24 protein-coding genes are annotated in these 25673 nt (G+C 65.5%); 13 read left to right on the top strand and 11 right to left on the bottom strand.

The features are described 5' to 3' along the window. Window positions 1-35: 35 nt before the first annotated feature. Genes QA649_RS21110 through QA649_RS21100 form a run of 3 tightly spaced genes read right to left on the bottom strand, consistent with a single transcriptional unit; the run spans window position 36 to window position 3228 of the window. Window positions 36-800, bottom strand: a complete 765-nt coding sequence (locus QA649_RS21110; RefSeq protein ID WP_283026064.1) for a type II CAAX endopeptidase family protein — start codon at window positions 798-800, stop codon at window positions 36-38. A gap of 23 nt (window positions 801-823) precedes the next feature. Then, window positions 824-2467, bottom strand: a complete 1644-nt coding sequence (locus tag QA649_RS21105) for an acyl-CoA dehydrogenase family protein (protein ID WP_283025847.1) — start codon at window positions 2465-2467, stop codon at window positions 824-826. A gap of 20 nt (window positions 2468-2487) precedes the next feature. Then, window positions 2488-3228, bottom strand: a complete 741-nt coding sequence (locus QA649_RS21100) for a M15 family metallopeptidase (RefSeq protein ID WP_283026063.1) — start codon at window positions 3226-3228, stop codon at window positions 2488-2490. Between the two features lie 198 nt (window positions 3229-3426). Here QA649_RS21100 and QA649_RS21095 point away from each other — a divergent pair, with 198 nt between their 5' ends. The 4 genes from QA649_RS21095 to QA649_RS21080 all read left to right on the top strand — a co-directional run bounded on the left by QA649_RS21095 (window position 3427) and on the right by QA649_RS21080 (window position 7705). Then, complete coding sequence (locus QA649_RS21095) at window positions 3427-4374, top strand: aspartate carbamoyltransferase catalytic subunit (protein WP_018644545.1); 948 nt, start codon at window positions 3427-3429, stop codon at window positions 4372-4374. A 5-nt stretch (window positions 4375-4379) separates the two neighbouring features. Beyond that, on the top strand, window positions 4380-5681 hold the full coding sequence (locus QA649_RS21090) for a dihydroorotase (RefSeq protein WP_283026062.1): 1302 nt from the start codon (window positions 4380-4382) through the stop codon (window positions 5679-5681). Between the two features lie 62 nt (window positions 5682-5743). After that, a complete protein-coding gene (gene plsY / locus QA649_RS21085; protein WP_283025846.1) occupies window positions 5744-6340 on the top strand; it encodes a glycerol-3-phosphate 1-O-acyltransferase PlsY in 597 nt (198 codons plus the stop codon). 150 nt (window positions 6341-6490) lie between these two features. Beyond that, window positions 6491-7705 (top strand): patatin-like phospholipase family protein, encoded by a 1215-nt coding sequence (locus QA649_RS21080; RefSeq protein ID WP_283025845.1) that lies wholly within the window; start codon window positions 6491-6493, stop codon window positions 7703-7705. Here the strand turns inward: QA649_RS21080 and QA649_RS21075 are convergent. Then, complete coding sequence (locus QA649_RS21075; RefSeq protein WP_283025844.1) at window positions 7697-8941, bottom strand: amidase; 1245 nt, start codon at window positions 8939-8941, stop codon at window positions 7697-7699. The genes QA649_RS21080 and QA649_RS21075 overlap by 9 nt on opposite strands. Window positions 8942-9031: 90 nt before the next feature. Between QA649_RS21075 and dprA the strand changes: the two genes are divergently transcribed. Continuing rightward, window positions 9032-10174, top strand: coding sequence for a DNA-processing protein DprA (gene dprA / locus QA649_RS21070; RefSeq protein ID WP_283025843.1), 1143 nt, complete (start codon window positions 9032-9034; stop codon window positions 10172-10174). An 80-nt stretch (window positions 10175-10254) separates the two neighbouring features. Here dprA and QA649_RS21065 read toward each other — a convergent pair whose 3' ends face one another. Further along, complete coding sequence (locus tag QA649_RS21065) at window positions 10255-10689, bottom strand: helix-turn-helix domain-containing protein (RefSeq protein ID WP_283025842.1); 435 nt, start codon at window positions 10687-10689, stop codon at window positions 10255-10257. A gap of 83 nt (window positions 10690-10772) precedes the next feature. On the opposite strand from QA649_RS21065, the gene QA649_RS21060 reads away from it, so the two are divergent. Beyond that, the gene (locus QA649_RS21060; protein ID WP_283025841.1) at window positions 10773-11381 is read left to right on the top strand and encodes an FMN-dependent NADH-azoreductase; all 609 of its coding nucleotides are present in this window, start codon (window positions 10773-10775) and stop codon (window positions 11379-11381) included. A 58-nt stretch (window positions 11382-11439) separates the two neighbouring features. On the opposite strand, the gene QA649_RS21055 is transcribed toward QA649_RS21060, so the two are convergent. Continuing rightward, window positions 11440-11622 carry a hypothetical protein gene (locus tag QA649_RS21055; RefSeq protein ID WP_283025840.1) on the bottom strand — a complete coding sequence of 61 codons (183 nt, stop codon included), beginning with the start codon at window positions 11620-11622 and terminating at the stop codon, window positions 11440-11442. A 177-nt stretch (window positions 11623-11799) separates the two neighbouring features. Next, window positions 11800-12573, bottom strand: a complete 774-nt coding sequence (locus tag QA649_RS21050) for an SDR family oxidoreductase (protein WP_283025839.1) — start codon at window positions 12571-12573, stop codon at window positions 11800-11802. Window positions 12574-12694: 121 nt separating this feature from the next. Between QA649_RS21050 and QA649_RS21045 the strand changes: the two genes are divergently transcribed. Both QA649_RS21045 and QA649_RS21040 read left to right on the top strand, forming a co-directional pair. Further along, window positions 12695-13162 (top strand): helix-turn-helix domain-containing protein, encoded by a 468-nt coding sequence (locus tag QA649_RS21045; protein ID WP_283025838.1) that lies wholly within the window; start codon window positions 12695-12697, stop codon window positions 13160-13162. A gap of 177 nt (window positions 13163-13339) precedes the next feature. Then, window positions 13340-13894, top strand: coding sequence for a flavodoxin family protein (locus QA649_RS21040; protein ID WP_283025837.1), 555 nt, complete (start codon window positions 13340-13342; stop codon window positions 13892-13894). Between the two features lie 274 nt (window positions 13895-14168). On the opposite strand, the gene QA649_RS21035 is transcribed toward QA649_RS21040, so the two are convergent. Both QA649_RS21035 and QA649_RS21030 read right to left on the bottom strand, forming a co-directional pair. Further along, window positions 14169-15101, bottom strand: coding sequence for a transposase (locus QA649_RS21035; RefSeq protein ID WP_283026035.1), 933 nt, complete (start codon window positions 15099-15101; stop codon window positions 14169-14171). Between the two features lie 188 nt (window positions 15102-15289). Next, window positions 15290-15529: a hypothetical protein gene (locus QA649_RS21030; protein ID WP_283025836.1), complete on the bottom strand. Its 240-nt coding sequence runs from the start codon at window positions 15527-15529 to the stop codon at window positions 15290-15292. A 228-nt stretch (window positions 15530-15757) separates the two neighbouring features. Here QA649_RS21030 and topA point away from each other — a divergent pair, with 228 nt between their 5' ends. The 4 genes from topA to QA649_RS21010 are packed head-to-tail and all read left to right on the top strand — an operon-like array spanning window position 15758 to window position 22103. Next, the gene (topA, locus tag QA649_RS21025) at window positions 15758-18529 is read left to right on the top strand and encodes a type I DNA topoisomerase (RefSeq protein WP_283025835.1); all 2772 of its coding nucleotides are present in this window, start codon (window positions 15758-15760) and stop codon (window positions 18527-18529) included. A 7-nt stretch (window positions 18530-18536) separates the two neighbouring features. Beyond that, window positions 18537-20888, top strand: a complete 2352-nt coding sequence (gene rnr / locus QA649_RS21020) for a ribonuclease R (RefSeq protein ID WP_283025834.1) — start codon at window positions 18537-18539, stop codon at window positions 20886-20888. A gap of 2 nt (window positions 20889-20890) precedes the next feature. Next, window positions 20891-21322: a DUF983 domain-containing protein gene (locus tag QA649_RS21015; protein ID WP_283025833.1), complete on the top strand. Its 432-nt coding sequence runs from the start codon at window positions 20891-20893 to the stop codon at window positions 21320-21322. Between the two features lie 31 nt (window positions 21323-21353). Beyond that, window positions 21354-22103 (top strand): NUDIX domain-containing protein, encoded by a 750-nt coding sequence (locus QA649_RS21010; protein ID WP_283025832.1) that lies wholly within the window; start codon window positions 21354-21356, stop codon window positions 22101-22103. Between the two features lie 28 nt (window positions 22104-22131). Here the strand turns inward: QA649_RS21010 and QA649_RS21005 are convergent, their stop codons facing one another. Together QA649_RS21005 and QA649_RS21000 are read right to left on the bottom strand one after the other, a co-directional pair. Beyond that, complete coding sequence (locus QA649_RS21005) at window positions 22132-23490, bottom strand: metallophosphoesterase (RefSeq protein WP_283025831.1); 1359 nt, start codon at window positions 23488-23490, stop codon at window positions 22132-22134. 67 nt (window positions 23491-23557) lie between these two features. Next, window positions 23558-24100, bottom strand: a complete 543-nt coding sequence (locus QA649_RS21000) for a hypothetical protein (protein WP_283025830.1) — start codon at window positions 24098-24100, stop codon at window positions 23558-23560. 222 nt (window positions 24101-24322) lie between these two features. Here QA649_RS21000 and QA649_RS20995 point away from each other — a divergent pair, with 222 nt between their 5' ends. Then, window positions 24323-25648, top strand: a complete 1326-nt coding sequence (locus QA649_RS20995; protein WP_283025829.1) for an LLM class flavin-dependent oxidoreductase — start codon at window positions 24323-24325, stop codon at window positions 25646-25648. The last annotated feature ends 25 nt before the right edge of the window (window positions 25649-25673 follow it).

The raw sequence follows: 25673 nt of genomic DNA, 5'->3' as shown, positions 1-25673 counted from the left end.
TCGCAATGACGGAGTGCGAGGCAACACCTGCCGCCTCAACTCCCCAACCACATCGTCAGCACCACCGCCGTCATGTTGTTCAGCGCGTGCAGGATGGTTGTCAGCCAGAGCGAATTAGCACGGTAGCGCATGTAGCCGAACCACAGGCCGATGGTGAACACCTCGGCGAGGAAATACATGTCGTATTGCAGGTGCACGATTGTCCACACCAGCGACGACAGCAGAATCGCGCCGGGCACGCGCAAAAAGCTCGCCGACCAGCCGCGAAACAGGAAGCCGCGCGCCAGGACTTCTTCCGAAATCGGCGCGGCCACGCTGAAGGCGACCAGCAGCAGGAGCGCAGCGCCCTTGTCGCGGCCCGATTTCAACAGATCGGTCATGAAGCCCGGCGTCGCCTCGCGGCCGAGCGATCGCGACGCCACCTCCCAGGCCAGGACGATCAGGACGAGACCGACTGCTCCGAACAACAGTTGCTTCCACGACGGCCAATAGAGCGCGAGATAGTCGACGAAGGACGCCCTCTTGATGCTGATGGCGAGCCACACCGCCGCCAGCGTCGCCGGCAGCCCTGTGATCACCGACAGCGCCAGCGCCTGGGGCTCGTGACCGATCGACTGGAGCGAGGCCATGTCGAGGGGAACGCCGCGGAGCACGACCAGCAGGACGATCGCCCCGACCTGGCCGACGAACATCGCGAAGAAGATGAAGAGGCCCCACAGCGCCGTGCCCCAAAACTTCCAGACGCGCGGCGGCGCAGGCGTCATGACGAGCGGCGGATGATCGGGATTGAGGGAGTCCATCAGGAGGCTTTCGTTGGGGAGGCTCACTGCAATGCCCGCTCCAGCAGCGTACGCACGTCGCCACTATCGAGCTCGACCGCGCCATACATGCTGGCGTGGCTCGTTGCGAGCCGCGTGGCGGCGAACAGTTCGGCCTGGTGCGGCGACACGCCATTGAGCGCAGCCGCCGCGGCAAGCAGTGCCAGCTTCTCGACCGCAAGGCGCGCGACGCGCTCGCCGTCGGCGCGCCGAAACGTCTTGCCGATGAATGCGGCCGCCTCGCCGGCGCCCGGCAGACCTTTGGTCTCGGCCGCAAGCGTTTGCAGCACGGCCGTCGCCGCCTCCGGCTCGCGCGCGAGCGCGCGGAGCACGTCGAGGCACATCACGTTGCCTGAGCCCTCCCAAATCGCGTTGACCGGCGACTCCCGGTAGTGGCGCGCCAAAATGCCGTCCTCGACATAGCCGTTGCCGCCGAGGCACTCCATCGCCTCATAGAGAAATGCCGGCGCGCTCTTGCACGTCCAGTATTTGATCGCGGGCGTGAGCAGCCGCATATAGGCGGCCTCCGACGCGTCGTGCGGGGTCCGGTCGAAGGCGCGGCAGAGCCGCATCACCAACGCCACGCTCGCCTCCACATGCAGCGCCATGTCCGAGAGCACGGCCTGCATCAAGGGCTGATCGGCAAGATGTTTCTGGAATACGCTGCGATGACGCGCGTGATGCAGCGCATGGGCGAGGCCCGAACGCATCAGGCCGACGGAGGCGATCGCGCAATCCTGCCGCGTCAGCTGCACCATCTGGATGATGGTGCGGATGCCCTTGCCCTCCTCGCCGACGGCTTGCGCATAGGCCCCGACGAACTCGACTTCGGAGGAGGCATTGGAGCGGTTGCCGAGCTTGTCCTTCAGCCGCTGGAACTGGATCGCATTGACCGAACCGTCAGGCGCAAAGCGCGGCATGAAGAAACAGGTCAGCCCGCTATTGGCCTGCGCCAGCACCAGGAACGCATCGCACATCGGCGCCGACATGAACCATTTGTGGCCGGTGATGCGATAGGCATCGCCGTCGCGCACCGCGCGCGTCATGTTGGCGCGGACGTCAGTGCCGCCCTGCTTCTCCGTCATGCCCATGCCGAGCGTCATGCCGCGCTTCTCCCACCACGGCGCGAAGGCGGGATCGTAGCTTCTGGTCGACAGCACCGGCATCACACGCGCGAGCAGATCCGGCTGCATCGCGAGCGCCGCGACGGAGGCGCGCGTCATCGTGATCGGGCAGAGATGGCCGGTCTCGACCTGCGCGGCGATGTAGAACCTTGCGGCCCGGATGACCTCGGCGGCATCGCCTGCAGGTCTTCCGTCCGCCGTCCAGGTCGAATTGTGCACGCCGGCATGCGCGCTGTGCGCCATCAGCTCGTGATACGAGGGGTGAAACTCGACCTGGTCGCGCCGGTTGCCTTTTGCATCAAACGTCCGCAGCTTCGGCGTGTTCTCGTTCGCCACGCGGCCGCGATCGGCCATCGCGACCGAGCCCCAATGCCTGCCGAACTCCGACAACTCCCGCTCCGCCGCCGCACCGCCATTGGCCTTGACCGCGTCGACCAGCGGTCGGTCCACGGCAAACAGATCGACGTCCTCGAATGGCGGCGACTGGTTGAAGACCTCGTGGGTCGAAAATGCGGGCTGGGTCATCTTGCGTCCTCGGCGCGGAATCAGCTCCGGCGCGGCTGGATCGGGAAATCATAGGCCGCCCCGCCCGCCCCCGGCAGGGAAAAGTGCCACCACTCCTTCGAATAGTTCACAAAGCCTTGCCTGGCCATCGCAGCCACCAGCCGCCTGCGCCAGGCCCGCTGCTCCTGTGTGATCGACGGTGCTGCGGTATGGCCCCTGGCGTCGGTACAGTCGTAGCCGGTGCCCATGTCGACGCTGCCTTCGGGCGCCCGCGCCTCGACCGGCGCCGTGCAATCGGCGTAGGTCTTGGTCGGGTCATATTTGCCGGAATTGTCGGCCTTGAGATCGACCAGCGTGAGGTCGAGCGCCGCACCGGTGGAATGCTGCGAGCGGCTCGCGATGTAGCCGAGGCGAAACAGCTCGGTCTTCGGGATCTTTGGATTGTAGCGCCGCTCGGCGGCGGTCTCGTGGCCGTTCTGCGACCACTTGACCATGTCGAGCGAGGCCCGCGCCGGCCGGTAGCAGTCGAACATCTTGAGCGACAGATTTTGCGCCGCCAGCTCCTCTTGCACCGCCTTCAGCCGCAGCCCCACCTCCCGTTTCACCACGCACTCGCCGGCGCCGTAGCCGGCGAGCGGACGGCCGACGAAATTGTTCGACGTGGCGTAGCGGATGTCCTGGACGATGGTGGGATCGATGTCGCGCAGATAGACGAAGCCGCCGGGGAGCGATTGGGCGTGGGCGGCGGAGATGGCGACGATTGATATAAAAGCTGCAAGAATTGTTTTCACGATGCTTCCACGTCCTTCAGCGTCATTCCGGGGCGATGCGAAGCATCGAACCCGGAATCTCGAGATTCCGGGTCTGGCGCTTGCGCGCCATCCCGGAATGACCGAGTGGGCGACAGATCAGGGGATAACTCCGGTCCTGCTCTTTGCCCCTTGCCCCACCCCCGGTCCGCGCCTATAGCTCTGCTTTTAATGACATCGAAATCGACCTTCGTCCTCGGCCACCGGCATTTGCTGGGCATCGAGGGCCTTTCCGCGGCCGACATCAGCGGCCTCCTCGACCTGTCCGAAGAATATGTCGAGCTCAACCGTCAGGTTGACAAGAAGCGCACCGTCCTGCGTGGACGGACGCAGGTGAACCTCTTCTTCGAGGCCTCCACCCGAACCCAGTCCTCGTTCGAGCTCGCCGGAAAGCGGCTCGGCGCCGACGTCATGAACATGTCGGTCGCCTCCTCGTCCATCAAAAAGGGCGAGACGCTGATCGACACCGCGATGACGCTCAACGCCATGCACCCGGACATCCTGGTGATGCGCCATCACGCCTCCGGCGCGGTGGAACTGCTGGCCCGCAAGGTTGACGGTTCCGTGATCAATGCCGGCGACGGCGCGCATGAGCATCCGACCCAGGCGCTGCTCGACGCGCTCACCATTCGCCGCAACAAGGGCCGCATCGAGGGGCTCGTGGTCGCGATCTGCGGCGACGTGCTGCATTCGCGCGTCGCCCGCTCCAACATCATCCTGCTCAACACCATGGGCGCCCGCGTCCGCGTCGTCGGCCCCTCCACGCTGCTGCCGCCCGGCATCGAGCGGATGGGCGTCGAGGTCGCGCGCGACATGCGCGAGGGTCTCAACGGCGCCGACATCGTCATGATGCTGCGGCTGCAGCGCGAGCGCATGAACGGCTCCTTCGTGCCGTCGACCTCCGAGTACTTCAACTATTTCGGGCTCGACCAGAAGAAGCTCGCCTACGCCAAGCCGGACGCCCTCGTGATGCATCCCGGCCCGATGAACCGCGGCGTCGAGATCGACACCGCGGTCGCCGACGGCGCGCAGTCCCTGATCCGCGAACAGGTGGAGATGGGCGTCGCCGTCCGCATGGCGGTGCTGGAAGCGCTCGCCCGTAACCTGCCGAACGCGTGATGCCCATGCTGACCGACCGCCGCCCCATCCTGCTCGCCAACGCCCGCGTCATCGATCCCGCCAGGGATTTCGACGGTGTCGGCGACGTCCTGATTGCCGATGGCACCATCCGCGAGACCCGACGCGGCATTGGCGCGGCCGGCGTCCCCGAGGGCACCGACATCGTCAACTGCGCCGGCAAGGTCGTCGCGCCGGGCCTGATCGACATGCGCGCCTTCGTCGGTGAGCCCGGCTTCAGCCATCGCGAGACCTTCGCCACCGCGAGCCAGGCGGCTGCGACCGGCGGCATTACCACCATCATCTGTCAGCCCGACACGTCTCCGGTGATCGATAACTCGGCAACCGTCGACTTCGTGATGCGCCGCGCCCGCGACACCGCGATCGTCAACATCCAGCCGATGGCGGCGCTCACCAAGGGCATGCACGGCCAGGAGATGACCGAGTTCGGCCTGCTGAAGGCCGCGGGCGCCGTGGCTTTCAGCGATGGCGACAGAAGCGTGACCAATGCGCAGGTGATGCGCCGCGCGCTGACGTACGCGCGCGATTTCGACGCGCTGATCGTGCACTACACGGAGGACCCCGATCTTGTCGGCGAAGGCGTGATGAACGAGGGCGAGTTCGCATCGCGGCTGGGCCTGATGGGCATCCCGAGTGCCGCCGAGGCGGTGATCCTCGAGCGCGACATGCGCCTCGTCGCGCTGACCGGCGGCCGCTATCACGCAGCCTCGCTGTCCTGCATCGACTCGCTCGATATCCTCGAGCGCGCCCGCGATGCCGGCCTTGCCGTCAGCGCCTCGGTCTCGATCAACCATCTTGCGCTGAACGAGAACGACATCGGCCCCTACCGGTCCTTCCTGAAACTGTCGCCGCCGCTGCGCACCGAGGACGACCGCCGCGCGCTGGTGGCGGCGATCGCCTCCGGCCTCGTCGACGTCATCATGTCCGACCACAATCCGCAGGACGTCGAGGTCAAGCGCCTGCCGTTCGCGGAGGCCGCCCCCGGCGCCATCGGCCTGGAGACCATGCTGCCCGCCGGCCTGCGGCTGGTGCACAATGGCGAGCTGGACCTCAAGACGCTGATCCGGGCGATGTCGACCAGGCCGGCCGAGCTGCTCGGCTTGCCGGGCGGAACCTTGCGCGCGGGTGCGCCTGCGGATGTCATCGTGATCGACCCCGATGTGCCCTGGGTGGTCGATCCCGCCGACCTCAAATCGCCCTGCAAGAACACCCCGTTCGACGAGGCCCGCTTTACAGGCCGCGTGGTGCGCACCATTGTCGGCGGACGGACGGTGTACGAACATGTCTGACGTGCGGGATCATGCGTGGCGCCTCGATTCGACATGCGGATGCGGCCTTTGGAGATCCAGCCATGGGGCTTGAAGCCTTCCTGCCGGTGGCCTTCGTCATCGGCTACCTGCTCGGTTCGATCCCGTTCGGGCTGGTCCTCACCAAACTCGCCGGCACGCAGGATATCCGCTCGATCGGCTCCGGCAGCATCGGCGCCACCAATGTTCTGCGCACGGGGCGCAAGAGCCTTGCCGCGGGCACCCTGCTGTTCGATGCACTCAAGGGCACCGTGGCCGTGGTGATCTGTGGCTACATCGCCGGCCCCAATGCGGCGATGGTGGCGGGGCTCGGCGCTTTCCTCGGGCACCTCTTCCCGGTCTGGCTCAAGTTCAAGGGCGGCAAGGGCGTCGCGGTCTATATCGGCATCCTGCTCGGACTGTTCTGGCCGGCCGCGGTGGTGTTCTGCCTGCTTTGGCTGGCGACCGCCTTCACCACCCGCTATTCCTCGCTCTCGGCGCTGGTGGCGTCCTTCATCACGCCGGTGTTCCTATGGTGGTTCGGCCATCTCGCTCTGTCTGCGCTGTTCGCGGTGCTGACGCTGCTGCTGTTCTACGCGCATCGCGAGAACATCAAGCGGCTGCAATCGGGCAAGGAAAGCCGGATCGGCGAGAAGGCCTAAAGCGGGAAAAAGTACGGATACCGCCGCACCATCTCCGCATTATATGCCAAATCCTGTTCGCAACTTCCGCACCACTCGCGGCAGGCTGTAGCGGACGGGTTCCATGCCTGTCATCCTGACGTGGAAGATGGCGTTACGCGGTTGCTCAGAATGAGCGAGAAGATTGTCGGCGCGCAGATGGACGGTGGTTCGCAAGGTGCCGCGCGCACCGCGGCAAGTCGGCTGCTCTTTGCAACGGACATCTGGTCCGGTGCTCCCTCGCCGCCTCCCACTCCAGAGCCTGCCTCCGTTGCACCGCCGGCGCCGCTGCCTGTTCCGGCCGCGCAACCGCCGCGTCCTGTCGAGGCGATCGCCGTCGCCGCGCCTGTTGCGCCCGACCGGACTCCGTCGAGACAATGGCCGCCGCGAAGACTCTCGCTGGCCCTCCAGGGCGGCGGCACCTTCGCCGCCTTCACCTGGGGCGTGTTGGAGCGGCTGCTGGAAGAGCCGGATATCGAAATCGACACCATCAGCGGCGCCAGCGCCGGCGCAATCAATGCGCTCCTGCTCGCCTCCGGCCTCGCCGATGGCGGCCGTGAAGCCGCCCGCAGCCGGCTGAACCGGTTCTGGGTCCGCCTGATGCATGAGGCCTCGTTCCGTTCATTGATGCTGGTCGGCGGCTTCTCGCCGGCGGGAAGCTCGGTCGCGTTCGGGCCGACGCTGCGCTCCGGCCAGTTCGATCCGTTCGATCTCGATCCGCTCAGGCAGGCGCTGTCGCGCGACATCGATTTCGCGGCGCTGCGCGCGGCGAAATCGCCAAAACTCCTGATCGCGGCGACCCGGATCCGCGACGGGCAGCAACAGATCTTCCGCAACGAGGCCATCACGGCGGACGTCGCGCTGGCCTCGACCTGCCCGCCGCTCGTGCACTGCGCCGTCGAGATCGATGGCGAGGCCTATTGGGACGGCGGCTTCGGCGGCAATCCGCCGCTGCTGATGATGGTGCAGGAAACCGCAGCGACCGACGTGCTGCTGGTCCAGGTCACGCCGTCGCGTGACAGCTACGTGCCGATCACGCTTGCCGCGATCGACCGCCGGCTCGACCAGATCGCCGCCAACGCCGCGCTCAATGCAGAGGTCGCGGCCATCGCATGGGCTCAGTCGCAGACGGCACCTTCGCTGCGGCTCTCCAGGATCGCGGCGGAAGACGCCGTTGAGGGGCTGGCGCAACGCTCATCGACCGATCTCGGCCGCGGCTTCATTCGCCTGTTGCACCGGAGCGGCCGCGAGGCCGCCGAGCGCTGGCTCGGACAAGGCGCGGTCGCCGGCGCAGCCCCACCTGCATCCGGCCAACGCATCGCTGCCAGCGAACCCGCGCTAGCCTGACTTCGCCAGCGCCTCCTCCAGGAACCACGCCGTCGCCAGCGCATGCGCGTCATTGCCGAAGCGTGCGATCACCTGCACGCCGATCGGCAGGCCGCCGGCCTTCAGCACCGGCACGTTGACGCATGGATTGCCCATCAGCGTCCACAGCCGGTTGTAGCGGGGATCGCCTGTGGTCGCGAGCGCCTTGGCCGGCGCGGTGCCCGGCGCCGAATAGGTCAGGAGCACGTCGACGCCCTCGAACAGCTCGCCGAGCTCGCGGCGGCCGCGCCGGCTGATCCGCCGCGCCTCGTCATAGTCTTTCGGGGTTATCCCGACCGTCGCATCGAGGCTGGCGCGCAGGATCGGCGCGATCTCGTCGTGACGCGCGTCAAACTCCCAGGCCAGCGCGCGATGCGCCTCAAAGTTCTGGATGATGGGGTGGATGCGCCAGGCTTCCTTGACCGCCTCGGGCAGATCGATGGTCTGCACGCTGGCGCCGGCCTTCTCGGCCGCCTTGATCGCCGTCTGCAAGCCCTCCTCTGCCGCCGGCTCCACGGCCTCGGCAAACTCCTGCCTGACCACGCCGATGCGCGGCGCTTTCGCCGGCGTAATACCGGAGAATTCGGTGCGGCCGGTCATCGCCAAAAGCCCGCGCGCGAGATCTTCTGCGCGTGATCCGAACAGGCCGACCGTATCGAGTGCCCACGAATAGCACTTCACGCCAACTGTCGGCAGCATCCGGAACGATGGCTTGATCGCGGCAGCTCCGCAATAAGCGGCCGGCCGGATCACCGAGCCGCCGGTCTGGGTACCCAGCGCCAGCGGGATCATGCCAGCACCGACCGCTGCCGCCGACCCCGAGGACGAGCCGCCCGGCGTATGGCCGAGATTGTGCGGATTGAGCGTCGGGGTCGGATCGCTCGAGGCGAACGCTGTGGTCGTGGTCTTGCCGATGATGGTGGCCCCCGCCCGCTTCAGCATCATCACAACAGGCGCGTCCGAGCGCGGCTGCCAGCCGCGATAGATCTCCGAGCCCATCTCGGTCGGCATGTTGGCGGTGTCGATGATGTCCTTGATCCCGACCGCGATGCCGCGCAGCGGGCCGGAGGCCTGCGCCTTCGCGGATTTGTCATGCCGGACGAAGGCGCGAACGTCTTTCTCCTTGGCCTCGATCGCCGCGTGCGACTGGGCGATGGCGGCCTCGGGCGAAAGCTCGCCCGCTTCGATGCGGCGCTGGAGGTCGGCGAGTGAGATCATGGCAAAACCCTTCTTATTGGTATCGCTTTTAGCATCGCGAAGGGGCCGCGCAAGCGCACGGGCCTGTTGCCCACGCCCTCAGGTTGTTCCATGCTACTCCCACAAGGAGACGCCGTGGACGCCATCACCCCAAGCGTGGAGCTGACCGAGGCTGAGCGGATCGACCGGCTGCGGCTGATCCGCTCCGACAATGTCGGGCCGCGGATCTTCCGGTCGCTGGTCGATCATTTCGGCAGCCCGCGCGCCGCGCTGGAGCGGCTGCCGGATCTCGCCCGCCGCGGCGGTGCGCAGCGATCGGGGCGGATCTGCAGCGCGGATGACGCGAAGGCCGAGCTCGCGGCGAGCCGCAAGCTCGGCATCGCCTGGCTCGCGCCCGGCGAGGACGGCTATCCGGCACGCCTCGCGATGATCGACGATGCGCCGCCGCTGCTCGCCGTGCGCGGCGACACCAAAACCCTGATGCGGCCGATGATCGCGATCGTCGGCTCGCGCAACGCCTCCGGCGCCGGCTTGAAGTTCGCCGGCCAGCTCGCGCGCGAGCTCGGCGAAGCCGGCTTCGTCATCATCTCCGGGCTGGCACGCGGCGTCGACCAGGCTGCGCATCGCACCAGCGTCGAGAGCGGCACGATCGCCGTGCTCGCCGGCGGCCATGACTGCATCTATCCGCCCGAGCATGGCGACCTGCTCGCCGCGATTCTCGACCACCAGGGTGCGGCGATTTCCGAGATGCCGCTCGGCCATGAGCCGCGCGCCCGCGATTTCCCCCGCCGCAACCGCCTGATCTCGGGCGCTTCGCTCGGCGTCGTCGTGGTGGAGGCGGCACACCGCTCGGGCTCGCTGATCACCGCGCGCATGGCGGCCGAACAGGGCCGCGAGGTGTTCGCCGTCCCCGGCTCGCCGCTCGATCCGCGCGCCGCCGGCACCAACGATCTGATCAAGCAGGGCGCAACGCTCGTCACCGAAGCTGCCGACATCGTCAACGCGGTGCAGCCGATCATGGAGCGACCGCTGATGCACCCAGTCGGCGAGCCCGACAGCGAGCCGTTCGAGAGCGATCCGCAAGGCCATGACCGCGACCAGATCACCGGCCTGCTCGGCCCTGCCCCGATCTCGATCGACGACCTCGTGCGAATGTCCGGCGCCTCGCCCGCGATCGTGCGCACCGTGCTGCTGGAGCTCGAGCTCGCCGGCCGCCTCGAACGCCACGGCGGCGGACTGGTGTCGCTGCTTTAGGTCTGGGAAAATACGGCTCGATCGGAGGCTCTTACCCTCCCCTGGAGGGGAGGGTGAAACGCGCCGAGCGCGATTCCGCCCTAGCCGTCGTTGCGCTGGTCGAACTTCGTGCGTGCGGCCTCGATCTGGTCCAGATGGTCCTTGGCCCATTTGCCGAGCGCCTCGACCGGCCGCGATAGTCCGTGGCCGAGATCGGTCAGCTCATAGTCCACGCGCGGCGGAATGGTCGGGAAGATCGTGCGCGTGACGAGGCCGTCGCGCTCGAGGCCGCGCAGCGTCAGCGTCAGCATCCGCTGCGAGATGCCGTTGATCATGCGCTTCAGCTCGTTGAAGCGCTTTGGCCCGTCGCTCAGCATCATGATGACGAACACGCTCCATTTGTCGCCGACGCGGGACAGCACGGAGGCGACCCCGCGGCAGTCCGCGTGGTTGGGATCCGGCCTGTGATCCGGGCCTGGTTCCAGCCTCGGCGAGGCAGGCAAATCGGTGTGAGCAGGTTTCAATAATGTGTCCATGGCTCAAAAAAGTGCGTTCTTGCGGGGATTTCGACAGTCACTCATGTAGTCCGGGTTACAAATCTATACCAGGGTGATCCCAAATGAAACTCCTCCATATCGACTCCAGCGTCCTCGGCCCCCACTCCGTCTCCCGGCAGGTTTCCGCTGCCATCGTCGACCGTCTCAGGCAGGCAACGCCGTCCCTCCAGGTGACCTATCGCGACCTGACCCAGACCCCGCTCGCCCACCTCTCCGGATCGCATCTGGCGGTCGCGCAAGGCGCCCCCGCCCCGGCGGAGCTCGGCCCCGACCTTGCCGCCAGCGCGGCTGCGCTCGACGAGTTCCTGGCCACCGACATCGTCGTGATCGGTGCCCCCATGTACAATTTCACCATTCCGAGCCAGCTCAAGGCCTGGATCGACCGCGTTCTCGTTGCGGGTAAGACGTTCAGCTATGGGGCGAACGGGCCGCAGGGCCTTGCCGGCGGCAAGCGTGTGATCGTGGCGATCTCGCGCGGCGGATATTACGGCGCGGGCTCGCCGGCTGCGGCGCTGGAGCACCTGGAAACATACTTGCGCGGCGTATTCGGTTTCATGGGCATCACCAGCCCTGAATTCATCATCGCCGACGGCATCCAGGTCGGCCCCGAGCATCGCGAGAAGTCGATCGCCAGCGCGCTTGCGGCGGCCACTTCCTTGCGCGCGGCGTAAGATTCACGCCGACACCAGCCGCTGCCGGACTCCGGCGGCGGCTGACAGATCGACGAAGCTAAAACCAGGCGCCCTGAATGCCCAGGATGACGGCGACGAGCGAAACGAACAGGCCGATGCCGGAGAAAAGAACCACCCCGATGAACTCGGAGGTTTCAGAATGTTTTGCGGGAATGGCAGAACGTTCGGTGTAAATACGCGGTGATGAAATCGACGAAAAAATGCGAGCTGCCTTTGGCATATCGGGCTCCCTTGAAAATGAGTCCTGCGACCCCCTGCCCGTAAAAATGTCTGCGCAGCGTCTGCGGAGGTTCAACACCTCACGCAAGGTTCAGAGAAATACAGCTCGCGAGGTGTAGGAACCAGCCGGCGCAACCGGAGTTGTCGCGCCGACTGATTCAATTTGCACTAGATTTGATCAGCCGCGATAGATCGGCGCGCCGCTCGGCGAGGCGACCGCGCCGCCGTCGACGAAGATCTCCTGGCCCTGGATGTGCGCGGAATCATCCGACGCAAGGAACAGCACCGTCTTCGCAACGTGATCTGTTTCACCAATGCGCCCCAGCGGCGTCGACAGCGCGATGCGCGTCTCGAACGCCTTCTCGGCCTCGGGTGTCGCGATCGCAGGCCCCCAGATCGGCGTGCGGATCGCACCGGGCGCGACGACGTTGACGCGAATGCCGCGCGGCGACAGTTCCGAGGCCATGATCCGCGCCATCGCGCGCACGCCGGCCTTCGCCGCACCGTAAGCGGAGTAGCCGGGAATGCCGAGCACCGAGATGACCGAGCCGTTGAGGATGATCGAGGCATTGTCGTTGAGGTAGGGCAGCGCAGATTGAACGGTGAAGAACACGCCGGTGAGGTTGGTGCTGATGACCTTCTCGAAAACCTCCGGCGTCGCCGAGCCGAGCGGCGTGCCGCCGGCGATCCCGGCATTGGCGAACACGATGTCGAACTTGCCGAATTTCTCGGCGCCCTGCTTGATCGCAGCTTCCGTCGCGGCGATGTCGGTGGCATCGGCGGCGAGCGCGAGCGCGTTCGGGCCGAGCTCCCTGGCGGCAGCTTCCAGCGTCTCCTTGTTGCGCCCGGTGATCACCACCTTGGCGCCTTCGGCCACGAACAGTTTTGCCGTCGCAAGCCCGATGCCGCTGTTGCCGCCGGTGATCAGGGCTGTCTTGTTCTTCAGTCTCATGCTCGCCTCCAGTAGTTGCATAATGAAACTATATTGCCATCTAGGGCATTTGGTTTTATGATGCAACCACACAAGCGCGTGATCGGCGGCAGAACCGTGCGAACGCGAAAGGACCGGAACGATGGTGAAACGAACGAGCTTTGAGGGCGATGCCTGCCCGATCGCGCGCTCGCTGGACGCGCTCGGCGACTGGTGGTCGCTGCTGATCATTCGCGAGGCCCTGTTCGGCCTGCGCCGCTTCGGCGAGTTTCAGAGCAAGCTCGGCATGGCCAAGAACATCTTGTCGACCCGGCTGCGTTCACTCGTTGACCACGGCATCCTGGCCACGGCCCCCGCCTCCGACGGCAGCGCCTATCAAGAGTATGTCCTGACGCCGAAGGGCCGCGGCACCTTCCCGATCCTGGTCGCGCTGCGGCAATGGAGCGAGGAATTCGACGACACGCCTGAGGAGATCGCGACGGTCCTGGTCGATCGCGAAAAAGGCCGCCCGGTGAAGAAGCTCGAAATGCGCGCGGAGGACGGGCGGCTGCTTAGCCCGGCGGACACAATGCTGAAGCCGCGGCCCGCGCCGCGCCGGCGCTCGGCGTGATGCGCTGAACTGCCTCCACACCCGTCATTGCGAGGAGCCCTTGCGACGAAGCAATCCAGAATCCCTACGCGGAAAGACTCTGGATTGCTTCGCTCCGCTCGCAATGACGACGCGGAGGGACTTGTGCAAAATCTCGACACCATCAAAGATGGCTAGACATCCCGAAGTGGCACCCCCATGCCCCTGCTCGCCATCGTCTATTTTTCCATCTCCGGCACCACCGAGACGCTGGCGCATGCGGTCGCGCGCGGGGCCGCTGGAATGGCAGAGATCGCGCTTTGTCGGATCGCCGGCGACGACATCGTGTCGGGCCGATTCCAGAATGAAGGACTATTGGAGACGATCGACCGCGCCGGCGCGGTTGCATTTGGCAGCCCGACCTACATGGGCGGACCAGCCGCGCAATTCAAAGCCTTAGCAGACGCTTCAAGTGACCGATGGAGCCAGCGGCGATGGGCCAACAAGATCGCGGGCGGCTTCACGACGGGCGCGTGTGCAGGCGGAGATCAACTCCACACGTTGACCTACTTTTCCATTCTGGCCGCGCAGCACGGCATGCTCTGGTGCGGGCTGGATATTCCAGGCGGAGAGGATCCAGCCGGTCGCAATCGATTGGGCAGCCAGCTTGGACTAGCGACACAATTGGTTGAGGGCGCGTTGCCGCAGAGTGACCTCAGCACAGCCGAATATCTCGGCCTGCGATTGGCCAAATTGGCAGGCCTCAACGGCTAACCACACCGTCATTGCGAGGAGCCCTTGCGACGAAGCAATCCAGACTACCTCCGCGGAGACAGTCTGGATTGCTTCGCTGCGCTCGCAATGACGAGGTTAGAGCAACGCCCACAAATCCCTCACCGTCACCCTGAGGTGCTCGCCTCTTCGGCGAGCCTCGAAGGGCGACGGCCCGGCTTTCTCCACGCGGCCGCATCCCGGCCGTTCATCCTTCGAGGCTCCCGGCGCAATGCTCCGCATCGCGCCACTCGCGCCTCAGCGACTGTGTTCTTCGTCAAGCGGGTTGCCATTGTTTTTGGTCCCTGAGCATGGCGTTGAGGATGGTGAGGACTTTGCGAGCGACGGCGATGAGGGCCACCATCTTCGGCTTCCCGGCGATCAGCAGGCGTTGATAGAAGAGCTTGAGCTGCGGATGGTGTCGGCTGGCCGAGAGAGCGGCCATGTAGAGCCCGGCGCGCAGTGCGGCTCGCCCGCCGCCGATCATGCTCTTGCCCTTCCAGCGGCCGGATTGGCGGGTGAACGGAGCAAGGCCGGCGAGGCTTGCGATCTGGCGCCGATTGAGGGTGCCGAGCTCGGGCACCTCGGCCAGGAAGGTGCGGGCGAGCGTGTTGCTTACACCCGGAAAGCTCACCAGCAACTCCTCCTTGGCGCGCCAGACCGGCGAACCGCGCACCAGCGTGTCGATGTCGTTGTCGATCTCCAGCAGCTCCTTCTCGAGGACCTTGATGTGGCGGGCAAGGCTCTTGCGAACGCGGACATTCTCGGCCCGCTTCTCGCGCTGGCGCTCGGCAACGATCATCTCGATGATCTGCCGTCGGCGGCTGACCAGTTCGGCCAGCAGCCGGGCTTCCTGATCTGGCATGGCACGCGGCGTCGGCTTCACCGCCTCGACAAACCGCGCGATGACTGCCGCATCGATCGGATCGGTCTTGGCGCGCTGGCCAACGGCCTGCGCGAAGTGCCGGATTTGGGCCGGATTGACCACCACCAGCGGCAGTTGGGCGCCGGCCAGCGCCGCCGCGACAATGGTCTCGAAGCCGCCCGTCGCTTCCACTGCAATCAGCGTTGGCGAACAGGCCTGCAGACGAGCAACAAGGTCTTCCAAGCCTTTGCCGTCACGCGCCACGGCAAAGGCTTCCCCGCTCGGACGCAAATGCACGTCCAGCCGGTCCTTCGATACATCAATGCCAATATAGATCGCGTCCATCTGCACCCATCCTTGCGCAATCGGGCTCGCCAGGCGGCCCTCGCGACTGTTCGGGTTCAATGGAACAACGGACGGGGCGCCGCGCTGAGGCTCGGGCTTCAAAGCCCTGGGATGAGGCGGTCTCCCGTCCGCTACCGCACCGGACACTCTATCCGATCCAGTGAGTCGAAACTTACAAGGATGACGGGTCACGACAGCTTGCGCTTGCTCCGCAGTCGCAAATGCTCGTCGGCCTCGAGCTGCGTCATCCCCAGGAGATAATGCAGCACGTCCAGCTTGTGGCGCTCGGCGAGCTTGCGCAACGCAGCCACCTGCTCGGCGATGAAGGCCACCGCCTCATCTGCCCCGCCCTCCCCCGGTTCCTCGTTGCGCGAGCCTCCCGGCGCGCCCGATACGGCGCGCGCCCGCTTCTTTCCCGGCCTTGTCACCCGTCCCCACCCCGAATCCATGCCCCACAGAGACACTACGCCGATAGGGATCGCAACTCCAAGGTGGTGATTTGCAACTTTCTCGATATGAAACTTTTCCCATCCGGAGCGCTTTCAACAGCCCCCGATTTGACAGCGGGGGCCTCACCACCCATGTTCGGAGCGAAACGGCCGACCCGAGTCCTTTCGTTTCCGGCCCAAGATTTTCCCGTAAGCCACTGGAACTAAATGAATATCGTCATTGTGGAGTCGCCGGCGAAAGCCAAGACGATCAACAAATATCTGGGCTCGTCCTACGAGGTTCTGGCCTCGTTCGGCCATGTCCGCGATCTCCCGGCGAAGAACGGTTCCGTCGATCCCGACGCCAATTTCAAGATGATCTGGGAGGTCGACCCCAAGGCGGCCGGCCGGCTCAACGATATCGCCAAATCCCTGAAGGGCGCCGACCGCCTGATTCTGGCGACCGACCCCGATCGCGAGGGCGAGGCCATCTCCTGGCACGTGCTGGAGGTGATGAAGGAGAAGCGCGCGCTGAAAGATCAGAAGATCGAGCGCGTGGTGTTCAACGCCATCACCAAGCAGGCCGTCACGGACGCGATGAAGCATCCGCGCGAGATCGACGGTGCGCTGGTCGACGCCTATATGGCGCGCCGGGCCCTCGATTACCTCGTCGGCTTCACCCTCTCCCCCGTGCTGTGGCGCAAGCTGCCTGGCGCCCGCTCGGCCGGCCGCGTGCAGTCGGTGGCGCTCCGCCTCGTCTGCGACCGCGAGCTCGAGATCGAGAAATTCGTGCCGCGCGAATATTGGTCGCTGATCGCGACCCTGCTCACCCCGCGCGGCGATGCCTTCGAGGCCCGCCTCGTCGGCGCCGACGGCAAGAAGATCCAGCGCCTCGACATCGGCACCGGCGCGGAAGCTGAAGACTTCAAGAAGGCGCTTGAGCTTGCGAACTACGCGGTCACCGCGGTCGACGCCAAGCCAGCGCGGCGCAATCCGCAGGCGCCCTTCACCACCTCGACGCTGCAGCAGGAAGCCAGCCGCAAATACGGCTTTGCGCCCGCGCACACCATGCGCATCGCCCAGCGCCTCTATGAAGGCATCGACATCGGCGGCGAGACCACCGGACTCATTACTTATATGCGTACCGACGGCGTGCAGATCGCCCCCGAGGCGGTCACCCAGGCACGCAAGGTGATCGGCGAGGATTACGGCAATGCCTACGTGCCGGACGCGCCACGCCAGTACCAGGCCAAGGCCAAGAACGCCCAGGAAGCGCACGAAGCGATCCGCCCGACCGACCTCTCCCGCCGTCCCGACAGCATGAGCCGCAAGCTCGATGCCGATCAGGCCCGGCTCTATGAGCTGATCTGGAAGCGCACCATCGCGAGCCAGATGGAATCGGCCGAGCTGGAACGTACCACCGTCGACATCACGGCGAAGGCCGGCGCCCGGACGCTGGAGCTGCGCGCCACCGGTCAGGTCGTCAAGTTCGACGGCTTCCTCGCACTCTATCAGGAAGGCCGCGACGACGAGGAGGACGAGGATTCCCGCCGCCTGCCCGCGATGAGCCCGAACGACGCCCTGAAGCGGCAGTCGCTTTCCGTCACCCAGCATTTCACCGAGCCGCCGCCGCGCTTCTCGGAAGCTTCGCTGGTCAAGCGCATGGAAGAGCTCGGCATCGGCCGGCCCTCGACCTATGCCTCGATCCTTCAGGTGCTGAAGGACCGCGGTTACGTCAAGCTAGAGAAGAAGCGCCTGCACGGCGAGGACAAGGGCCGCGTCGTGGTCGCCTTCCTCGAAAGCTTCTTTGCCCGCTACGTCGAATACGATTTCACGGCCGGCCTCGAAGAGCAGCTCGACCGCATCTCCAACAACGAGATCTCCTGGCAGCAGGTTCTGAAGGACTTCTGGACCGGCTTCATCGGCGCCGTCGACGACATCAAGGATCTGCGCGTGGCGCAGGTGCTCGACGTGCTCGACGATATGCTGGGTCAGCACATCTATCCGCCGCGCGCGGATGGCGGCGACATCAGGCAGTGCCCGAATTGCGGCACCGGCCGACTGAATCTGAAGGCCGGCAAGTTCGGCGCCTTCGTCGGCTGCTCGAACTATCCGGAATGCCGCTACACCCGCCAGCTCGCCGCCGATGGCGAGGCGACTGCTGACCGTTCGCTCGGCCAGGACCCCGACACGGGTCGCGATGTCTGGGTCAAGGCCGGCCGCTTCGGGCCCTACATCCAGCTCGGCGAGCAGAAGGATTATGAGGAAGGCGAGAAGCCGAAGCGCGCGGGCATCCCCAAGGGCACCTCGCCCAGCGATGTCGATCTCGAGCTTGCGCTGAAGCTGCTGTCGCTGCCGCGCGAGATCGGCAAGCATCCGGAAACCGGTCAGCCGATCACGGCGGGCCTCGGCCGCTTCGGACCGTTCGTGAAGCACGAGAAGACCTATGCCAGCTTAGAGGCCGGCGACGAGGTCTTCGACATCGGCCTCAACCGCGCGGTGACGCTGATCGCGGAGAAGGTCGCCAAGGGCCCGAGCCGCCGCTTCGGCGCCGATCCCGGCAAGGCCATCGGCGATCATCCGACGCTCGGCACCGTCACCGTGAAGAGCGGCCGCTACGGCGCCTATGTCACCGCCGGCGGCGTCAACGCGACGATCCCCGCCGAGTTCGAGAAGGACACCGTCACGCTGCCGCAGGCGATCGCACTGATCGACGAGCGCGCGGCCAAAGGGGGCGGAAAGAGCGGCGGCAAGACCAAGGCGAAGAAGGCGGCCAAGCCTGCCAAGGCCAAGAAGGCTGCGGAGAGGGCCGACGGCGAGGATGCCGCGCCAAAACCGAAGAAACCGGCCGCGAAGAAAGCCGCGGCCAAATCCAAATCCGAATCCACCAGCAAGGCGCGCGCCGCCGTGTCGTCGACTGCAAAGACGTCGCCGACCAAGGCCGCCGCCAGCAAGAATCCTGCAAATACTCCGGCCAAGAAGAGTGCCGGCAAGAATTAGAGGTTAAGTGAAACCAAAGAAAGACCGTGGCTTTCCCGACAGGCAAGCCATCGTCGCCTTCATCAAGGCAAACCCAGGAAAGGTCGGAACCCGCGAAATTGCGCGCGAGTTCGGCCTGAAGAACGCCGATCGCGTCGAGCTCAAGCGCATGCTGCGCGAGCTCGCCGACGACGGGACCATCAAGAAGAAGCGCCACAAGGTCTCCGAACCGGACACGCTGCCGCCGACGCTGGTCGCTGACATCACCGGCCGTGACCGCGACGGCGAATTGATCGCCACTCCCACCGAATGGGACGAGGTCGAGAGCGGCGAGCCGCCAAAGATCCTCATCGAGATGCCACGCCGGCCCAAGCCCGGCACTGCCGCCGGCGTACGCGACCGCGTGCTGCTGCGCGTCGAGCGCTCCGAGGAGACCGAAGGACCGGCTTATCGCGGCCGCATCATCAAGGTCTTCGACAAGACCAAGACCCGCATCCTCGGCGTGTTCCGCAGCCTTCCCGAAGGCGGTGGACGGCTCGTCCCGGTGGACAAGAAGTCCGCCGATCGCGAGTTGAACATCGCCCCGGCCGATGCGCACGGCGCGCAGGACGGCGACCTCGTCAGCGTCGACATCGTCCGCACGCGCAGCTTTGGCCTCGCTTCGGGACGGGTCAAGGAGAAGCTTGGCTCGGTCAAATCCGAGAAGGCGATCAGCCTGATCGCGATCTACGCCCACGACATTCCGCTGCAGTTTTCCTCCGCAGCGGAGCGCGAGGCGGAAGCAGCAGAGCCGGCGAACCTGAAGGGCCGCGAGGACTGGCGTGACGTGCCGCTCGTCACCATCGATCCGCCGGACGCCAAGGATCACGACGACGCGGTGCATGCGCAGCCGGATGATGATCCCAACAACAAGGGTGGCTTCATCGTCAACGTCGCCATCGCCGACGTCAGCTTCTACGTCCGCCCGGGCACTGCGCTCGACCGCGACGCGCTCGACCGCGGCAATTCGGTCTATTTCCCCGACCGCGTCGTGCCGATGCTGCCCGAGCGCATCTCCAACAATCTCTGCTCGCTGGTGCCGGGCGAGCCGCGCGGCGCGCTCGCGGTGCGGATGGTGCTCGGCCCCGACGGCCGCAAGCGCTCGCACAGTTTTCATCGCATCCTGATGCGTTCGGCCGCCAAGCTCAGCTACGCGCAGGCGCAGGCCGCGATCGACGGACGGCCTGACGACACCACCGGCCCGCTGCTCGATCCGATCCTCAAGCCCCTCTACGCCGCCTATGCCTGCGCCAAGCGCGCAAGAGACGAGCGCGATCCGCTCAATCTCGATCTGCCAGAGCGCAAGATCCTCTTGAAGAGCGACGGCACGGTCGACCGCGTCGTCGTGCCCGAGCGTCTCGACGCGCACAAGCTGATCGAGGAGTTCATGATCCTCGCCAACGTCGCGGCGGCCGAGATGCTGGAGAAGAGGTCGCTGCCGCTGATCTACCGCGTGCATGACGAGCCGACGCTGGAGAAGGTTCACGCACTCGCAGAATTCCTGGAGACGCTCGACGTTCCCTTCGCCAAATCAGGCGCGTTGCGTCCCACCACGTTCAACCGCGTGCTGGCCCAGCTCGAAGGCCATGATTACTTTCCGCTGGTCAGCGAAGTGGTGCTGCGCGCCCAGGCGCAGGCTGAGTACTCTTCAGAAAACTACGGCCATTTCGGCCTGAACCTGCGCCGCTATGCGCATTTCACCTCGCCGATCCGCCGCTATGCCGACCTCGTCGTGCACCGCGCGCTGGTCCGCGCGCTCGGCCTCGGCGAAGGTGCCCTGCCCGACAGCGAGACGCCGGAGACCTTAAGCGAAGTCGCCGCGCATATTTCGCTCACGGAACGGCGCGCCATGAAGGCGGAGCGCGAAACGGTCGATCGCCTGATCGCGCACCATCTCGCCGACCGTATCGGCGCCAGCTTCCAGGGCCGCGTCTCCGGCGTCACCCGCGCCGGCCTGTTCGTCAAGCTGAGCGAGACGGGCGCCGACGGGCTGGTCCCGATCAGATCCCTTGGCACGGAATATTTCAACTATGACGAGGGCCGCCACGCCCTGGTCGGCACGCGCAGCGGCACCATGTATCAGCTCGGCGACGTCGTCGACGTGCGCCTGATCGAAGCCGCTCCCATCGCGGGTGCGCTGCGCTTCGAGCTGCTGTCGTCGTCCAGTGAGACGAGCCCGCGCGATCGCAGGCGACCCGGTCCACAGCGCCGCCCCTCGTTCAAGGCGCATCCCGGACGCAGCCCGGAGAGAAAACGCAAGCCGGAGAAGCAAAAGTCCGGCAAAGGGAAGAAGGGCAAGAACAAGGGAAAAGGTAAGGGCAAGAAGGGCAAGGCGTGGTGACGATGAGCACGGCCCCGAAGATCTGGACGCGCGAGACCGGCCTCGTCGAGAAGCGCGACGTCTGGACGGCGATGAAACGCGGCTTCCGCGGCCGCTGCCCGCGCTGCGGCGAGGGAAAACTGTTCCGCGCCTTCCTGAAGACCGCCGACAATTGCTCGGTCTGCGGTCTCGATTTCACGCCGCACCGCGCCGACGATCTGCCGGCCTATCTCGTCATCGTCATCGTCGGCCACATCGTGGTGCCCGCGATCCTCTGGATCGAGACAAATTACACCACGCCGGTCTGGATCAGCTTCGCGGCCTATCTGCCCTTCACGTTCTTTGCTTCACTCGCACTGCTTCAGCCGGTCAAGGGCGCCGTGGTCGGCTTGCAATGGGCTCTGCGCATGCACGGCTTTGACGAGAACCCTCCGGATGGTATTCCGCCGGTCTAAGCAATAAGCAAGAAACGGTTTGGGTGAGGACATGACGGATATTTCGCAGGCAGAAGAAAAGGCCAAAATCCACGAGGGCAAGGAAGCCGACCATCATCCCTATTTCCGCCCGAAGGATGCGGCGACGCTGATCCTGGTCGATCGCAGCGGCGCCATGCCGAAAGTGTTGGTTGGCAAGCGACACGACAAGGTCGTGTTCATGCCCGGAAAGTTCGTCTTCCCCGGCGGCCGTGTCGACAAGGACGACTACCGCGTGCCCTGCGCTGCGCCCATCACCGCGGAGCTGGAAGCCAATCTCGCCAAGGGCAGCCCGAAGACGCCGGCCTCGCGCGCAAAATCGCTGGCGATCGCCGCGATCCGCGAGGCCTGCGAGGAGACCGGCCTCTGTCTTGGCCGCAAGGCGGAGGGCAAGGCCAGGCTCGAAGGTCCGTGGAAGCCGTTTGCGGATGCAGGCCTTTTGCCCGATCCCTCCAGCCTGTTCCTGATCGCGCGCGCGATCACCCCGCCCGGCCGCGTCAAGCGGTTCGACACCCGCTTCTTCACCGCCGATGCCTCCGCGATCACCCACCGTGTCGAGGGCGTGATCCACGCCGATGCCGAGCTGGTCGAGCTGGTCTGGGTCGAGCTCGGCTCGAAGCCGCTGGCCGATCTGCACCCGATGACGCGCAACGTTCTCAACGAGCTCGACACCCGCCTTGCCACCGGCCCGCTCCGCCACGACGCGCCGGTGCCGTTCTTCCATTTCTACGGCGGCAAGATGCAGAAGGACATTCTGGGCTGATCCAGCCGCCAGAGCTCTCCAGGCCCGCTCACGCGATCAGCAAACTCAGCGCGGCACCTCTGAAGGCCCGGTCTTCGCGGCCACCTTGTCCGTGGCCGATCGCCCAATGCCGGGGCCACGCCAGCTGGTCCAGCCCTCGCGACGTCGCAGAGATGAAGGACGACCAGCGCGGAGAGTCGTGATGGCGGCAGAGCAGACCGCCGGGGCCCATATCCGGATAGATCGCGACGTGAATATCAAAGCGGTCGCCTGCCGGAAGATCAGGTCCGAACCAATAGGTTGGGCTGCGTCCCGGCTCCCGACCAACGATGGCTGTCAGAGTTTGCCTCGGTCCCCGAAGCCCCAGCCAGAACGGCGCAATCGAACCAGGCGCGAAAGCCGTGAAAATCGTCTGCGCCGATGCGACGTCGGTCGCAGCACTTTGTCCCACCAGTCTCAGCTCGATCCTATGTCCGCTCTCCACACGTCCGCTGAACGGCGCTTCGGCTTCCCCGAGCGGCAGCTCCCTCCACCGGGCGGGATCAGGGTCGCGCAGCGGCCATTCCAACTTCTCCCTGACGGCGCCGTCGACATCGAGCACCTGGTAACGCAGGCCCTCTTCGTCGAGCGCAGCCTGGATGCAATGCAGATACTCGACGCCTTCCGGCATCCTGTGAGCCGTTCCCGCGCCCGCAGTGCAAATCTGGAGGACACCGCGATGGGCCTGAACGTCGAAGGCGAGGATGTGGCTGCACAGATAGGCAAGCACGTTCTCGTTCACCAGGATGTCCCAGAACGGGCGAGCGTATTCGTGGCCGATCTCGCGCTGGTATGTCCCTGTAAAGCCGTTGATCGGAAACACCGGATGATGACCAAGGACGAGCTTGTGCCGGGCATCACCATGCTCCCTGAGCGTTGCCTCCAGCCACGCCAGCTCGACATGGCCCTCACCGCCAAGGCCACTCCAGAGCGTGTTGACGAACACCATCAGGAGATCGCCGCGCCTCACGAAGTATGACAGACCGGCTTGCCCCGGCGGCCCATTGTCCGGCAGGTCCAGCACTGCGCGAAACACCGCCTCGCTCATCAAATCATAGGTCGTGTGATTGCCGGTCGTGTGCCACATCGGAATGGCCGCACGGTCTAGCCATGCCATTTCCGTATCCAGCCAATAGCGCCATTGCGCACGTAGCGCGTCCGGATCCGGCGTCAGTCCGATGATTTCATCGCCCGGAAAGAGAACGAAGTCGGGCTGCGGTCTCAGGCGTTGAACGACTGCGTTGACCGAGGCGAAGGTCTTTTCGTGCAGGGCACCGGGCACGCCCGAGCACGAGTCGCCATACAACAGAAATTGGTGGCCCTTGCCGCGCGGCAGAAGCGCGGGAATGGAATTGTTCGCAGAGGTCATGGCCTTCCATCGCCGTGTTTGGCCGCGAGGATGGCAATTTCCGGAACGTGTCGCAACCAGGCCTTGATCAGCTCTCGTCCGGCTCGGTGCCGACATAGTCGCGCGCCGGCAATTTCAGGACACGGCCGATCTCGCTCGCGAGCCTGTCCGCCTCCTCACGCCGGGTAAAACTCACCAGCGTGATCGGTTCGGTGCCCTTGTTGCCGCATAGATTGACGTCGTAGGCCGTGAGCTCCGGATCATAGTCCTCGGTGATGCTGATGAAGTGGTAGTCGCCGAGATTGCGGTGCATGCGAAAATTCAGCGGGCCGAACTGTCGGGTGATGACGATCTGGCGCAGCGCCTCGTTGAGCACGACGAAGGTGCGGAAGGTGAGCAGGATCAGGCCGGGAATTCCGACCAGCAGCCCGAGCCCCGTGAACACCAGCACCGGCACGAGGTCGTCGGCGAGCCGGCCGAACCCGGAAAAATCCTGGCGCAGGCCGAGCGCGACATTCCACAGGAGATAGCCGCTCGCGCCGAGCAGCGGCAGCGACAACAGCCGACCGACCCAGGGCATGGGCCGGTCGATGCGGACCATGCCGCCATCCACTGTCATTGCGCCGGCCATTGAAGTCTCCTCTCGGGGTCATGGCTTGGTCGGGCTGAGCGGCGGATTGGTTCGATGGCCCCTCCCCGTCATTCCGGGGCGCGCGCAGCGTGAGCCCGGAATGACGCGATTGTGCTGTGCGCGTCACGAAAAACAAAAAATTCTTCTCAGCCATCCCAATGGCAGAGTTCCTCCGCGTCCCTATGTCTTTGCGAACGACACCCAGAACGGACTTAGGGCGCGATGGCACAACGGCAACTCAAGCTTGGCGCGTTCATGCGCCCGATCAGCATCCACACCGGCGCCTGGCGTTATCCCGGGGCATGGCCCGACGCCAATTTCAACTTCGGTCACATCAAGCAGCTGATCCAGAAGCTCGAGGCCGGCAAGTTCGACGCCTTCTTCATGGCCGATCATCTCGCCGTCTTGAACATGCCGATCAATGCGCTCAAGCGCAGCCACACCGTGACCTCGTTCGAGCCGTTCACGCTGCTGTCGGCGCTCTCGGCCGTCACGGAGCGGATCGGCCTGATCGCGACCGGTTCGACCACCTTCGACGAGCCCTACCACGTCGCGCGGCGCTTCGCCTCGCTCGACCATCTCAGCGGCGGCCGTGCGGGCTGGAATATCGTCACCACCTCGAACCCGGACGCGGCGCTGAATTTCGGCCTCGACGACCACATGGAGCACGCCGAGCGCTACAAGCGCGCCCGTGAGTTCTACGACGTCGTCACGGGCCTGTGGGATTCCTTCGCGGACGACGCCTTCGTGCGCGACGTCGAGAGCGGACTGTTCTTCGATCCCGCGAAGATGCACACGCTCGACCACAACGGCAAATATCTGAAGGTGCGCGGCCCCCTCAACATCGCCCGCCCCGTGCAGGGCTGGCCGGTGATCGTGCAGGCCGGCGCATCGGAAGACGGCAAGCAGCTCGCGGCCGAGACCGCGGAAGCCGTGTTCACCGGCGGCGGCAGCCTCGCCGACGGCCAGAAGCTCTATGCCGACATCAAGGGCCGCATGGAGAAGGTCGGCCGCGATCCTGAACATCTCAAGATCCTGCCCGGCGCTTTCGTCGTGGTCGGCGACAGCGTCGACGAGGCCAAGGAGAAGCGCGCCCTCCTCGACAGCCGCGTGCATTACGACAGCGCCATCGCCTCGCTGTCCGTCATCCTCGGTACAGACGCCTCCGGCTTCGATCCGGATGGACAATTGCCGGAGATTCCGGAGACCAACGCCAGCAAGAGCGGCCGCCAGCGCATGGTCGACCTCGCCAAGCGCGACAAGCTCACCGTGCGCCAGCTCGCCCAGCGCGTCGGTGGCTATGGTGGGCTCGCCTTCGTCGGCACCGCCAAAACCATCGCCGACCAGATGGAGGAATGGCTGGTCGGGCGCGGCTCCGACGGCTTCAACATCATGTTCCCGTTCCTGCCCGCGGGCCTCGACGATTTCGTCGACAAGGTGGTCCCGGAGCTGCAGAAGCGCGGGATTTTCCGCAAAGAGTATGAAGGGGCCACTTTGAGGGAGAATCTGGGCCTTCTCCGGCCGAAAAACCGGTTCTTTGAGGGGTAATCGGCCCGATTTGAGTGGTTTCTGC

Origin of the sequence: Bradyrhizobium sp. CB1717 (assembly GCF_029714325.1) — a bacterium.
GTDB lineage: Bacteria > Pseudomonadota > Alphaproteobacteria > Rhizobiales > Xanthobacteraceae > Bradyrhizobium.
The sequence above is the reverse complement of the archived record's forward strand: the minus strand, read 5'-3'. Positions and strand labels throughout refer to the sequence as shown.